The 14,172-nt window shown below is 29.0% G+C and carries 11 protein-coding genes; 4 read left to right on the top strand and 7 right to left on the bottom strand.

Going from position 1 to position 14,172, the window contains the following annotated elements:
* Positions 1–48 precede the first annotated feature (48 nt).
* Entirely contained in the window at positions 49–3,612 is a 3,564-nt protein-coding gene (locus ACXLDF_RS09680) for a hypothetical protein (protein WP_457558316.1), read from the top strand.
* 137 nt (positions 3,613–3,749) lie between these two features.
* Here ACXLDF_RS09680 and ACXLDF_RS09675 read toward each other — a convergent pair whose 3' ends face one another.
* The 4 genes from ACXLDF_RS09675 to ACXLDF_RS09660 all read right to left on the bottom strand — a co-directional run bounded on the left by ACXLDF_RS09675 (position 3,750) and on the right by ACXLDF_RS09660 (position 6,816).
* On the bottom strand, positions 3,750–3,911 hold the full coding sequence (locus ACXLDF_RS09675; RefSeq protein WP_457558315.1) for a hypothetical protein: 162 nt from the start codon (positions 3,909–3,911) through the stop codon (positions 3,750–3,752).
* Between the two features lie 333 nt (positions 3,912–4,244).
* Positions 4,245–4,658, bottom strand: a complete 414-nt coding sequence (locus ACXLDF_RS09670; protein ID WP_457558314.1) for a type II toxin-antitoxin system VapC family toxin — start codon at positions 4,656–4,658, stop codon at positions 4,245–4,247.
* A 6-nt stretch (positions 4,659–4,664) separates the two neighbouring features.
* Positions 4,665–4,904, bottom strand: a complete 240-nt coding sequence (locus tag ACXLDF_RS09665) for an antitoxin VapB family protein (RefSeq protein WP_457558313.1) — start codon at positions 4,902–4,904, stop codon at positions 4,665–4,667.
* A gap of 268 nt (positions 4,905–5,172) precedes the next feature.
* Positions 5,173–6,816: an L-lactate permease gene (locus ACXLDF_RS09660; RefSeq protein ID WP_457558312.1), complete on the bottom strand. Its 1,644-nt coding sequence runs from the start codon at positions 6,814–6,816 to the stop codon at positions 5,173–5,175.
* 133 nt (positions 6,817–6,949) lie between these two features.
* Between ACXLDF_RS09660 and ACXLDF_RS09655 the strand changes: the two genes are divergently transcribed.
* The 3 genes from ACXLDF_RS09655 to ACXLDF_RS09645 all read left to right on the top strand — a co-directional run bounded on the left by ACXLDF_RS09655 (position 6,950) and on the right by ACXLDF_RS09645 (position 10,678).
* Positions 6,950–7,135: a hypothetical protein gene (locus ACXLDF_RS09655; protein ID WP_457558311.1), complete on the top strand. Its 186-nt coding sequence runs from the start codon at positions 6,950–6,952 to the stop codon at positions 7,133–7,135.
* A gap of 514 nt (positions 7,136–7,649) precedes the next feature.
* Positions 7,650–8,189 (top strand): hypothetical protein, encoded by a 540-nt coding sequence (locus ACXLDF_RS09650; RefSeq protein ID WP_457558310.1) that lies wholly within the window; start codon positions 7,650–7,652, stop codon positions 8,187–8,189.
* Positions 8,190–8,446: 257 nt separating this feature from the next.
* Positions 8,447–10,678, top strand: a complete 2,232-nt coding sequence (locus ACXLDF_RS09645) for a C1 family peptidase (protein WP_457558309.1) — start codon at positions 8,447–8,449, stop codon at positions 10,676–10,678.
* A 283-nt stretch (positions 10,679–10,961) separates the two neighbouring features.
* Here the strand turns inward: ACXLDF_RS09645 and ACXLDF_RS09640 are convergent, their stop codons facing one another.
* From ACXLDF_RS09640 to ACXLDF_RS09630, 3 genes are all read right to left on the bottom strand, one after another.
* Complete coding sequence (locus ACXLDF_RS09640) at positions 10,962–12,107, bottom strand: actin, cytoplasmic 2 (RefSeq protein ID WP_457558308.1); 1,146 nt, start codon at positions 12,105–12,107, stop codon at positions 10,962–10,964.
* A gap of 403 nt (positions 12,108–12,510) precedes the next feature.
* Positions 12,511–12,939, bottom strand: a complete 429-nt coding sequence (locus ACXLDF_RS09635) for a beta-galactosidase small subunit-related protein (protein ID WP_457558334.1) — start codon at positions 12,937–12,939, stop codon at positions 12,511–12,513.
* Between the two features lie 37 nt (positions 12,940–12,976).
* The gene (locus ACXLDF_RS09630; protein ID WP_457558307.1) at positions 12,977–13,612 is read right to left on the bottom strand and encodes a transposase; all 636 of its coding nucleotides are present in this window, start codon (positions 13,610–13,612) and stop codon (positions 12,977–12,979) included.
* Positions 13,613–14,172 lie beyond the last annotated feature (560 nt).

Genomic DNA, 14,172 nt, shown 5'->3' with positions numbered 1-14,172 from the left:
ATCCAAGAATTAAATTAGTTGATTAATAAAGGAGAGATTTAAAAACAGTTGATTTTAACAAAAATAAGAGAAGATTTAGAGTCGCATAGATATGTTGAACTAAAGGCATGGATTAGTAATATTTTTACTAAGATTAATACTGAATCTTTATTGCAAATTAAAGACTTCCTTAAAGCGATAAAAAAAGGGGATATCAATCAAACTTATGAGGAAATCAAGAAATTATATTATACAAATTTAGAAAATAGTGATTATGCTATAATATTAAAAATTATTGAAAAAGAACGCAATAATATTGCCAGACAGTGGGTATTAGAAGAAAAATTGAGTATTTCAAAAGAATATGTAAATATCCTTCTCGATCGTGATATTATTGCATTTCAAAAAAGGGATAATTTTGAAGATGATAGAGAAATAGATAAGCAAAAAGAAAAGAAATTAGAAACGAAAGAGCAAAAAATCGATCTTTGGGAAAAATTAGAAACAATTCAAAAAAATCCAGAACTTTTGCTACACAATGGGGTAATATATCAATCTATCGCTTTATCATCTGTCGATAATATATCAGGTGTTTTAAAAGAATCCCAAATTCAAGAACAAATGGATAAGTTTCAAAAATATGAAAAAATTGCAAGATTTATTGAGAATTTAGAATATCCTTTACAATCTTTATTTTCTTTTCATCAAATAGGCGTTATTATCTATGATAAAAGAATTTATTTGATTAAATGGGTTCAATTTATCGATAGAAACCAAATTCTGGGCGGTTCTAAAAAGAAAAAGGAAACAAAAGTTCAAATTTTAGAAGATTTAGGAGTAAAAATAGGTGTTGAATTGAAAGAGAATTTAGAACTAGGAGATATAGTCATCTTTAAAAATTCAGAAGAAGAAAAACCAAAAAAAGATACCTTAGAACCTTTACTTTCACTTGAAACATCATTATTTAATATATCAAAACAACCACGAACGTTAAAAAAACTGGATTTTTCACGACAAGAAGATTGTCAGATTTTTGTTAATCAAGTATTGGGAAGAATTGAATCAGGAATTTTATTATTAAATCAAAAAACACGTCAAAATTTGAAAAATTCTCGCGATATAGATATTTTTATAAAAATATCATTGGAAAAACTTGTTTCAATTAAATCGATAAATCAACGGATTAATATTTTAAGAGATCTTGCATCGATTAATAAAAATCCAGATAATACCCCAATTATTACTCTTGAATTGGAAAAAAATTACCTGGCTTTTATAAAAGAATTATTTGTTGCTAACACCAAATTTAATTTACCCCATGTATTGAAAGAAATACGGCGATTAGGACTTTTTGATAACAACATTGATTTATTTATCAACACAATGGTTTATTTATTTGACCTCTATTCTGCTCCAAGCCAAACTATTTTGACTACAGTTGAATATCTTCTTCAGAATTGGAAATTATCTGAAAATCATTTAAAATTATTAGAAAAACCACAAATTATTGCAATAACTAATATTGTTGCTGATTACTTGAAAAATGACAAATTTTCTGAAATTTTAACATATCTTTCAACATATTTAGAAACACATCCACAATTTCGATCACAAAACTTAATATTTTTATTATTACAAATTCTTCAAGATTTATTCAATCCACGTCATGTCTCAGAAATTCAAACTGTCTCAAATATACTCTACTTAAAGTTTTTCGAAAATGTGATTCATGTCCTAAACGATTATCTTCAACAAACTAAAAATCCAAACCAAGAAACCATCAAATTAGTAAAATCAAATATAATCAATTTATCGAATAATTTGGACTTTATTTCTTTTATAAATGAGAAAATAAGCCAGTTTCTTCAACTTATTAAATTACTTAATAAAAAATATATTTCATATTTAAATATTTATCAAATCTTGCAGCAATTGTGTCAAAATATACCATTAATCTGTTTTCACAAAAAAAAAGCGGCTCTTGCGACTAATTTCTTTAAATATTTAACAGATTTTAATAAAGATACTGGATTGGTTCTCGATTTTCTTACTAGTTATATTAAATTCTTAATTCAAAGCACTTCAAAATTAAATGATGATGAAATATTTTCAAAAGAAGCGATAAATCTTCTACTTCAGATTAAAACTTGGGAAAAATTCGATTCAATTCATCCAATTTCAATTAAACCTCTTCAGAAAAATATATCCATTCTATTTAATGAATGGTATCAAAATCAAAAGCTACCGAAAATTCCACTTCCTCTTCATCGTAAATTAATTAAAACTTGGATTGGATTTATTGAAATGGAGAATAATTTCGATGATTTCATGAATTTATTATATATTAAAGCATTTATATGGGTTTGTGAAGAAGGAAATATTAAAACAGTTCAGAAAAGATATTATTCTTTACCTACTAAAATATATTTAAGCAGTCATGAAATTTTCTTTTTTGAACTTTCGAAATTCTTGGATAAAACTTGTAGAGATTTTAATGATTTTCATATTTACAATTATATTTTTAACCTTATTCAACGAAATTTTGTTAAATTGCAGCTTTCAGGTCAAAAATTTAACATCATTTTAAAAAAATATATCTCAACTTTGAAATCTTTATTACATCACATAATCACAAACGGATATTCTGCTTCTTTTAGAGAAATATTAGTAGATGCTTTAGAAAATTTGATTTACTTTCCCACATCGTTCTTTGAAAAATTGTATTCTAGTTTTACTATTGTTTATGAAATGAATATTAAAGAAGGAAATCGGTTCAAGTCTCGTATTGAAATGATACAAACAATTTCTATCACCTTAGAGAAGTTTTTAGTTCGATATGATTCAATTCTTTCTAAAAAGCATGTTTGTATACAATATATTCCTCGACTTCTACCAAAGGAATTTGTTATGAAATTTCTAAAAAAACTTAAATCAGGTTCAATAGATATTTTTCACCGTATGCATATGTGGTTAATTGAAATTTGTAGCACAGAGTATATTCAAAGTATTGATAAATTTGAACCTATTATGATAATATTTCAAAATGTTTTAGAACAATTTAAATACGATCAATCCCAAATAATTCAAGATTTCGAAGATTTAATTAAGGAAATCTTTTCTAATCAAAAAATGCTAATTGATAACAAAAAGAAATTCTTTAAAATGATGTTGAAAATCACTAAAAAATCAGATTTTCCAGACCTACATAAAGATTTAAGAAATAGATTTCATTTTATCCAAGAATTATCTGAAATTGAAAGTCTATATTACACTATTTCCCAACATGATAATCAAAAAATAGAATTAGTAAGAAAACGTTTAAAAAAAATCAAAGGAAAATATGAATTTCTTTTCACACCTTGGTTTATTTATGCTAATACTTTTGCCCTTCAAGAAAAACATCAAGAAGCAATAGATGCATTTTTGGAAGCGTTAAAATATGAATCTAATTTTTCAAATTTTGCTCGTTTATATCATAATTTGATAGTATCATATATAGGAATGAATGATCTCGAAAATGTAATAAAGATTATTAAAAAAATGGAAATTGGGATAAAAACAGACCCTCTTTTAGTAAATCTAATTCGAAAAGTGGAGGAATTATCAAATCAGCGATTATTAGGTCAAATTTAAGTGCAAACAACTTAATTATTTCCATTTAATTTATTTAACAAAATAAATGATAATAAAGAAAGAAAGCGATAAACAAAATAAAAAAAATTCAAAAAAGAAAAGATAATGATAACAGATTTTGCTAATAAAGGTTAAAATCACCCAGAACTAATAAGTTTTGTAAATGGATTTCCAGTAATCAATTCCCAAAGATCAAACCATGGTAGAAAATCGAACAAGAAAGTGTCCGCAGCAAGAACTAAGATGATCAAAAGTAAAATCACCCAAAAAATGCAACAACCTTTTTTTTTTTCAGCCATAAAATTCACCAAATGAATGGTTATTTCATATTTGATTGATGTTATATATAAATTAATGTTAAGGGAACATACATTTCTGTAAATATTTTAAAGATTAAAACTTATTCGCACTTATTAACACTCATTTTCAACATGCCTATCTTCAACAAAGATTGAAAATATTGAATAAATCCATTATTTTTTATGGGATTTAATGTGAAAAAAAAAGTTACATAATCTAGATTGTATGTAAATATGATGTGTTGAAATAAAAGATTAAAAATTTAAAAATGCATATTAAAAAAGAATATTAATCACCAATCATAGCCGCTCTGAGAATAATGCTAAATATAATCAAAGATACGACAAAATTTTCAAATTAAAATGTTCAAAATGAGAGCGATTGCGTGTGATTATACTCGGAATTTCCAACATTTCAGCAGTAATTCCAATAATAATATCTTCGTTATCTATGATATTACCTTGATTTAAAAGGATCCCACGTTTTATTCCTGATTGTTTAAGTATTTGAAGATCAAGGGGTATAATTTCAAAATCATTTAATATAAGATCAATTAGTGATTTCTGCTTTTGATAAAAAGCCATTCCTTTCCTTTTCTGAGAATAACCCAATCCTGTATATAATTCCATTACTGAAATAGCAGAAAGACAAAATCTCTCAGAAGCAAATTGTCTGAAAAGAGCCTTTAGTGATTTTCTTCCTCGTTCTATATCAATAATCACATTTGTATCTATTATTATCATCATTCTTTCCTATATTTCGATTATTTTTTGATTTGTTCGCGATTTTTTCCGATTGTCAAATAAGTAAGATTCAAAATCATCAAGATCTTTGTCATCTAGATCTTGAGCAATTCCAAAATGAGCAAGAGGGTTTTTTTCAACGTTTTTTAGAAGATGTTCGATAATATCGGAAAAACTTTCATTTCTTTTTTTTAATTTGGAAAGTCTTTCATAGAGTTCTTCTTTTATCGCAATCAATTTTGATGCCATATTTTATTTATATAAATATAAATATAAAAAACTTTCAACCTAATTTACAGTTAAAATTTTTTTGATCATATTTGATCAGTAAAAAATTATCACTTTCAGTAGATTCATGAAAAAAGTAATTATTAATAAAATAATTGGAAAATTAACATATTGATAAAATTCTATCAAAAAGAACAAAAATAGAAAAAAGATTTGAACAGAAATGGCATTTTATGAATGAAGCAATCTACTTCACTTTCATCAGTACTTATACTAATTTTATACATTTCTATTTTTTTGATAAACGCCAAAATAGCAAGCCAATTCCAATAGAAAAGGCTCCGAATATAACGAACCAAGCCCAGAGTTTAAAAGAATTAGCCCAACACCATGCAAGTAAAGCAACAGAAAGAGTCATTAACAATGCGATTGGAGCGGTTTTTTTGACAACTTCACCTTCAATACCCATTTCATCAATTGTAGCTGCTGCATTTTGTATCTTTGCTGGAGATATTACCGAAGCCAACCCTCCTCCAATTCCATTTGCAGCCCCTAAAACTTTTCCATTAATTCCTAACGAAATAGCAGTTTCGGCATGATATGAAGTAAACATGGCAATTGCAGACGTCTCAGAACCACTTAAAAAGCCTCCAAATAGACCAATAAAAGGCACAACTAAAGGATAAAAAGTTCCAAAGGTTTGTGCGCTAGCAGTGGCGAGTACTGAGACCATATTTTCAGCAGGATCCTTTATCCAATCTCCTCCATTATATGTATTGCCTGAATAGATGAAAATAAAGGCAACAGCAAAGAAAATACAGGCTGCAAATACTGGTTTTAAACTTCGGTTAATCCAAATTTTAGCTGATGTTTTTAGTTGATCCCGTGTAGGATGTAAGAAAATCATGGATAATAATGTAGAAATCAATACCCAAAAATAAGCATGGGCAAATACTGAAGTATTCACAGTAATATTTTGGAATTTAATTGGAAGTGCTAAGGTACTATGAAGAAAATCAAAAATAGGAGTGATTAAATTGGTAATAATTGCAAAAAGAATTAGTAAAATCCATGGAGAGAGAGCTTTAATCAAAGACATGGAATCATCAATCCTTTTTTCTTCTTCTGTTAATACAGAACTATCAATTATTTTGATATTTCTGATTTTTGCGACTAAAACAAGCATTCCAGCAGTAGTAAGCCCTGCAATAACTCCAGTTAAAGTTACAATACCAAAATAGTTTGTAATAATTGTTGTTCCACCTGCTGTTAAACTTCCAACTAAAGAAAAAATAATACCGTCCTTACTGAATAATAATTTTTTCCCTCCAGCCAACCACAGCATTCCAAATGCAATTCCAAGCGTTACTAACGGCATAAACACAGAAAACACAAATCCAGCTTCTTGCAATGGAATTCCCATAAACTCAGCAAAGAATACAGCAGGAACTGCCAAAAGAGCAAATGTGCATAATGGATCGTAGCCAATAGAAGGAAGAGCAACAGCTGCAAATGCAGAATAACCCATAGCAGCGAGAACAGGAGGTAGCATAGTTACAGGAGTTGCCCCAATAGATACTAAAAATGTTCCTAATGCTAAATTTATAAACATTATTTGAAAAGCTTGGTTTCCTCCCCCTAATTTTTTAAAATTTACAACCAGTTTTTGTAATGCGCCTGTTTTTTCCATCAAAGTCATCATTAAAATAGATGTAAGTACCATTAATGAGATAGGAAATGATTTTACAATGCCTGCGATGGAAACAATTAGGCTTATCCGCCAATCAGTTTTAAAAACAGTTAATGAAAGCACAAATAACATTATAAATAGAATTATCCCAACAACATGTGCTTTCAATTTAAAATAGATAAGAAAAAACACGGCCAAAATAAAAGGAACAAGAATTAATATTACGTCTAAAAGTACGCTCATATTGGTTAGAATTTTATGCCTAAAGTTATTTAAATCTCTTGGTTCTATATTTGGGAAGATCCAAGATGATGTTAAGCTTCTAACATAAATTGTTATAATATATGTTGAAAATTAATATTATACAATGAATAAAATGCCAAATTCAGTATCATATCAAATTGAATCTATTTCTAAGTTTACTAAGATAATTAAAGCAGGAAAAAACTTGAACCAGAAACAAGCGCTAAAAATTGCCTTTCCTGACGCAAAAACATACGAATCCTTTGGCTTTACTATCATCGGTAATGATTTACAAGTAAGAAAATACCATTTCAAATAGTAAATTATTCTCAGCAATCTCTTATAAATATTATAGAAAAAAAGGTCAAAATCTTGCTTTTTGTCAAATAAGTCACCTATCTCTTTTATCACACCAGTAACAGCAAAATAAAAAAGAGCGCTTTAGGATTTATAAATTTGTTATTAATTTTTGCTTTATAAATAATATTAAAGATTTATATACTAGTATCTAGCATTTTTATCAAGAGGTAGAAATTATGGATATTCTCAATTTAATATATATAATCTATTTTGTTTTGATGGGTATAACATATTTTGTTTTGATGATTTGGTGTATAAATGAGAAAGCAAAATTTAAAGATTCAAATGTTTTACAAATTCAGACTTTTTTTATAATTTGGATTATATTTTCGATGATAGAATATTTTTTATTGTCTATTAGATTTTTATTTATAGGTATAGATTCAAATATTGCTTTTAGCACTCTAAATATAATTATTAGATTTTCAGGAATTGCTATATTTTCTTTACTTTTCTGGAGCATTTTCTCTTATATGTTTCAAGAAAAGAATAAAGGAGTAATTATTGGAATATTCTCATTTGTATTATCAATTGGAACATACATTGTTAACTCATTTTTAATCCAATCAATAATGACTTCCTTATCAATCAGCAATCAACAAATTACCTATCTTATTATAAGTGGAATTACTATTTTATTTGATCTTCTGAATATAATTTTAGGTATTATAATCGTAATTTTTATTAATTCATCATACCCACATAAAAATCATCAGGAATTTTCTTATAAATTTAATTTTGGAATTATTTTATGGATGATAATATATCCCGTGATTAATATGATAATAACAAGTGCTATTATATTGTTGTCAATTTTTACAAATTTACTTATAGAAAGTAATTTTCTTATTATTACATTCTTTATTTTTAGACTTTTGATCCCATTTATAGGAATTGTGGGTATAATAATTATTCAAAAGAGTATTTTACACTGGGCTCAAAATAAGAGTGTTGAGTATAATTCTGATCAAGATATTCTTTTAAATTCGAATTTTAGAGCTAGTTCAAACTAAGACTATGACATGTAAAGAGAGCTGATTGAATTTGAAGGTTTAGTTCAAGTGCCAACAAGTTCAATTCTTTTTTTTTTTTAACTTATATTATTTATTTCTACAACAATAACTATATTCATAGAATAAATAAAAATAATCAAGACCTAAAAAAATAAAAAAGCAAGATTTTATCTATGAAAGATTTAAAAAAAATTGCCCAAACTATATCTTAAATTATTCTCAAAAATTTTATAGATTACTTCAAGGAAAGAATAAAAATGAATCGTATAGATAGAAAATTGATATACATCTTGGTCTTTTTTGCACTTTTTATTCCAAATATGAAACAAGACTCTTTGTATTTTAATTCATATCCCATCAAGATGCATGTTGATGAAAATTTAACTTCTTCTTTAATTAAGAACCAAAAAAATGAAATTTCATCTTTAAATCAAGATTTTCAATGGATGACTCTTACGAAATCAGACATCTCCTTATTTAAAAATGAATGTGGTGTTTATGACCCAAATATAAATTATCCATTACAATTTAAAGGCTACGGAACAGGTGCACTTCCTCGAGATGAACAAGATTGGGATAGCTTAATTGGAACTCAAGTTATAGAAGGTGTGTATAATAAGCATAAAGTTGATGAAAACCTACCAGATGCGATAGATCATTCTACAACACCTTATTTTCCAGCAGTAGGTAACCAAGGTATGCAACCATCATGTTGCTCTTGGGCAGCAGGATATTATGCATATGGATTTCAAGAAGCAAAAGATAATAATTGGAATGCAAAATCTGGAGATCCCCACTTTTTATTAAGCCCTGCATGGATTTATAACAAAATAAAAATGGGTTCTGAAGGAGGTTCTGATTATACGAGTAATTTTAAGATATTAACATCATTGGGTTGTCCTACCATGGCAACAATGCCATATGTTGTTGAAGACGATGTAAGCTGGGGAACTGAAGCTGCTTTTCGTGAGGCACCTTTTCACAGAGCAAAAAAAGCATATCATGCATTTTTTAGAGATGCAGAACAAAAAATAATCACCATAAAATCGCTATTGAATAATAGTATATTACCTGTTTTCTATATTGATGTGGCAATTTACCCTGATGATTGCTGGGAAAATGATTTCATAGTCTCAATTGCAGACTTAGCCACTGGAGAAGGAGGGCACTGCCAAGCTTTTGTTGGATATAATGATTCTGTTGAAAAAGACGGGGAACTTGGAGCATTTAAAGTTGTAAATTCATGGGGAACAGAATTTGGAAAAGATGGTTTTTATTGGATTACTTATGAGGCGATAATAAATATGCTTTATGAAATTTACTGGGTCGAAGATATTCCAAATTACACACCACATTTAATTGCCACTTGGACTTTCAAAGTAGCACCTACAATGTTTTCAAGTATTAAAGTAGGATGCGGAACACCAGAGAAAACATACAGTAAAAAAAGTTTTGAACATTATGTGTACGAATCAACACCTCTTCCTAAATTTATGGCACTTGATATTTCTGAATTAATGGAATATTATCAAACAAAATCAGCAGACTTTTTTATTGAACTAAGCCGACCTTCAGTCAATAATTCAATTCTCTCTTCATTCTTCATTGAATATTATGAAAATACATATTCAGCAGGATTTCCAACAAGACTGAGCCCTCAATGTTCAAATATGCCTTTAAATATTGATATGAAATTAAAAACATATGCTCAATCTTATCTTCCAGGGAAACCATCACCACCTACCTATGTTATGTATAAAAATTGTTCCCAGTCAAATAATTCAAATTCATATTCAAATAATGATCTTCTTATTTCATGGAATTACCCTCTTTCAACTGGATACGGTAATATTTCAAAATATAGAATATATCAAATTGATCTTCCAGCAAATGATATAAATCCATTTGAATTGAACATTTCTGAAACAACGGTTCATTTCTTAAAGGAGACATTCCCAATTGAACCATCTAAACCAACATATGCAATAATTAGCGACTCAATTAATTTTGATAATGAATCAATTCTTTTGACTGCAGTAAATGAATATGGAGAAAGTATTTTTTCAACTCCTGCAGTTCCATTTAAACCAAAAATTCCAAATGAACCCACAAATTTGAAAGCTTCAAAAAATAACTCAATCATCCAATTATCTTGGAAAATACCCAGCGATTTAGGAGGAGGAATAAATATTTCCTATAATATTTATCGAGGAATTTCCCCAGAAACAATAAAAAAAATTGGAACAACTAAAAACATAGAAACTTTTGATGATTTAACTGCAAAAAATAATAATAGTAAGAGTTTTTTTTATGCAGTAACTGCCCAAAATGAAGCAGGAGAAAGCGTTCTTTCAGAAATTATTGAAGTTGTTAACGACTTACATATTTCTAAAATCACTTCATACCCTTTATATATTATAGGAGTAATTTTTGTAGGATATATCGCAATAAAGCTATCTTTTTTAACTAAGCGAAGAAGAATAAAGTAAAAAAAATTAAAATTTGTTTTTTTTTCATTTCATTTTATTTAATTTTTCACATTCATCGTAAAATATATTAGAATCTTGACTTTATATCATCAACATCTTGCCATTTGCACAATATTACCTATTCCATTTAGTTAGCAAAATCATTAATTGTAACACTAAATCTAAATTTCTGCTCTTTTTCGGTTTAAATTCAACAAATTTCTTCCATATTGTTTTATGTACATGTAAAATTTAAAACTATTCAAGAAAAAGGGAAAAAATGATTAAAAAAGACACAAAAACTTTAGAAACATCTGTGAATAACTTGAGGTCCTAATTCTTTATATTCTCGTCGTGTTACCCACATTCGCTGGAATGTCTTTAAGCTTGCTAAAATAGATCCACCAATCCAAACAGAGTACATACGTTCGGGAGGTGCAATAATTTTCACATCTACACTTTCTGGGATTTGTTCTTTGATTTCTTTTGTAAGTCGTTCTTTTAATCCAGGATACATGGTAGAACCACCAGAAAGAACGATGTTTCCATAAAGATCACGACGTAAATCAACATCACATTGTTTAATAGCATTGCAAATAACATCATCTAAAGGCTCTAATTCTTTTCCGATAACTCCTGGATTGAAGAAACATTCAGGAGCTAAGAAACGTTCAACAGAAACTGTAATAGTTTCACCATCAGGTAACATGTAAACTTTTTCCATTCCAGCAACTTTCTTTGAGAGCATAATTTCTTTTTCTGGATCTAAAGCCACATAACAGAGCTTTTCTTTGATATCCCGTACAATTTCTTTTTCAGCTGAAGTGGTAAAGGAGAATCCTTTTTGGCGCAATAATCGCTGCAAATAGTTTGTAATATCTCGGCCAGCTAAATCTAAACGTGAAATGGCATGAGAGAGCGCAAAACCTTCATAAATTGGCACAACGTGAGAGACACCATCACCAATATCAATTACACATCCAGTGGTTCGCCCAGAAGCATACAATGATAATACTGCTTGCATAGATACATAAAGTGCAGGGACATTAAAGGTTTCAAACATAATTTCAGCCATTTTCTCCCGATTTGGTCGAGGGTTTAAAGGCGCTTCAGTCAATAACACAGGATGTTCTGAAGGATCAACACGCAAATCTGTATAAAATGTATAGTGCCAGATTTTTTCCATGGCGATCCAATCTTCAATAACACCATGTTCCACTGGGAACATGAGTTTTAAGACACCTTTCAATTGTAATGCTTCTTCACCGATATAATATTCCCGGGTGTAGTGTTCGACATCAGTCATAATGGAAGTATACTTAGGGTATCCAATCAAAGTAGGGAACACAGATCTTGGTTGATCTTCTCCTGCAAATCCATTTTTGGAGATCCCGGTACCATTATCGACCACAAGGGGTTTTGCGGCCAACCAATCGCTTTCGTTGCTCATAATGATCACAAAAATTTTGGGTTCGAAATATCGTTTTTTAATTGCGTAAAAACTGAGTTTCTTAGTTATTATCTTCCCTTCGAACTTAAAAACTTTTACTCGTAAATTGATAAGAGTGGTATAGGGGGTGAAGAGTGGAGAAAAAAGAAAGATACCAGACTAATATTTGGAATGCTCATAAATATCCAGTTTGAAGGAAAATATTGAATCTCATCTTTAAGCGGTAAATCATGAAGAATTAAATCATATAAAATATAAACTAGTAATTAAACTCTAAAACGTAATAATAAAGTAAATCTTAATAGAATCATTTGAATAGAAAAGAAAGGAAAAGAGGATTAAAAAAAGCCCAGAAATAGCCCTTCATTAATATAAATCTAATAGAAAAAGATAATTCTAAAAATTAATTAGTTTTTTGATATAAAAATTCATTAATATCATCCAAATTTTGAAATGCACGAAGGATAAAATGATATTTATATGTAGTGTTTTTTATTAATCGGTATTTTTTCATTGGTTTCGCACCCCATGAATTATCTCCTCCTACTGCTTGTTTGTTATAATCAATATTTAGTGTAATTAAATGTCGAGTGGGGAGATCAGTAGTGTGCTTAGCTGTTTCAAGATCATGCAGAGTATATGGCCAAGCCGAAATACTGACTAATGGTAAGCCTTGAATTAAAATCCCTTGAACATTTTCTGCCTTAATATTACTATGATTCTTATTTATTTTTCTAATAGAGAGAAGCATCCAACGAATATCACAGCGATTTGAATTATCTTGCGGTCGAATGTATGGATATGTGTAATTATGAATTGTTAAATTATATATTCCAACAGCCGCTCCTGTTTTACGATCTCCATAGTTTTCATGTGGTCCTTTTCCAAAGTCCTTTGTGGATATCTACATCACGAAATGCAGTCTCAATTTGCCATCTCATTTTGTAATATCGCTTTATTAGGTATACGAAAGATTTTGAGCGATATTGTGGTGCAATAGTTGTAATTAACCCATATAATTGTTCACACACTTTGCCTAAACTTAGTTGTCCTTGTCGATAGGCGCTTTTCAAATCATTTAATCGCTGTTTTCCTCGAGGAAATAAATGAACCCAACAACGCGTCAATTTTTGTTTTCTGTTCTTTTGTGTCTTAGTACCAAGCTTAAATTGTTGAATTCGTCCTTTTAAACCCAAAATATAGGCCATTTTTGCCGATTGAAGGTGCTTGTAATTTTTTGCAAGACTTACTACCTCAATATTCCGGTATTTAAATGATTTTAGGATATTTTGACAATAATATTCACGATCAATCACACAAACATTGATTTCTAACCCTAATTTCAGTAACCAATCGGCAATTTTAATTATAAAGGGTATTTTGGATTCTCTGAGTGCTACATGATGACAGTCGATAAGGAGAGATTTATGAAGGCCATGAATCATTGCTCCATGATGATGACGTATTCTTCGCGTGCCTTTGACCATTTTACTGCCTTTGATCATTAAATCTCTGCGTTTTCCCTAATATCCAATATATGTAAGATCAAATTCAAGAACAACAAGATGGGATCTCCGATCTTTAAGAAAAACAAACTAAATCATCTTTTCGAATACGATACGATAAACATCCTCCACATTCAAGATATTTTGAGTGCGCAACCAATCATTTACGGTAGTTTGGTGCGGGAATGCACATGATTTTGGCCTGCTATTATATTCTCGAGGCTAAAAATCTAAGAATTTTTGGGCCCATCGATTTAATTTCTGACATGCGTGGTGAACTGAGACCCCTCGAATGACAAGAATTCTAATCGTTTTTCTGACTGATTTCGCTGAATTTTTAAGAATGAAATCTTATTAATCCTTGGATAACGTAGACCAAATTGGCTAATTTAATGTCCAGCTTGAATGTTAAATGCTAAAATCTTACTCAAACATCCATTTCTTTTATACTGGTTGATGCAAATACTAGATTATATCGAATATTACGGACTTATTTTTTTGCTGAATGGTTAAGAAATGTTTTCCATTCAATAATAATAGGCCATAATAGACTAATTTAC

Source organism: Candidatus Harpocratesius sp. (genome assembly GCF_054039255.1).
The sequence above is the reverse complement of the archived record's forward strand: the minus strand, read 5'-3'. Positions and strand labels throughout refer to the sequence as shown.

Bases quoted from the DNA above. Each gene is read 5' to 3' on its own strand.
- ACXLDF_RS09675 (WP_457558315.1), bottom strand. From the start codon at position 3,911: ATGGCTGAAAAAAAAAAAGGTTGTTGCATTTTTTGGGTGATTTTACTT.
- ACXLDF_RS09670 (WP_457558314.1), bottom strand. From the start codon at position 4,658: ATGATGATAATAATAGATACAAATGTGATTATTGATATAGAACGAGGA.
- ACXLDF_RS09665 (WP_457558313.1), bottom strand. From the start codon at position 4,904: ATGGCATCAAAATTGATTGCGATAAAAGAAGAACTCTATGAAAGACTT.
- ACXLDF_RS09660 (WP_457558312.1), bottom strand. From the start codon at position 6,816: ATGAGCGTACTTTTAGACGTAATATTAATTCTTGTTCCTTTTATTTTG.
- ACXLDF_RS09655 (WP_457558311.1), top strand. From the start codon at position 6,950: ATGCCAAATTCAGTATCATATCAAATTGAATCTATTTCTAAGTTTACT.
- ACXLDF_RS09650 (WP_457558310.1), top strand. From the start codon at position 7,650: ATGTTTCAAGAAAAGAATAAAGGAGTAATTATTGGAATATTCTCATTT.
- ACXLDF_RS09645 (WP_457558309.1), top strand. From the start codon at position 8,447: ATGAATCGTATAGATAGAAAATTGATATACATCTTGGTCTTTTTTGCA.
- ACXLDF_RS09640 (WP_457558308.1), bottom strand. From the start codon at position 12,107: ATGAGCAACGAAAGCGATTGGTTGGCCGCAAAACCCCTTGTGGTCGAT.
- ACXLDF_RS09630 (WP_457558307.1), bottom strand. From the start codon at position 13,612: ATGATCAAAGGCAGTAAAATGGTCAAAGGCACGCGAAGAATACGTCAT.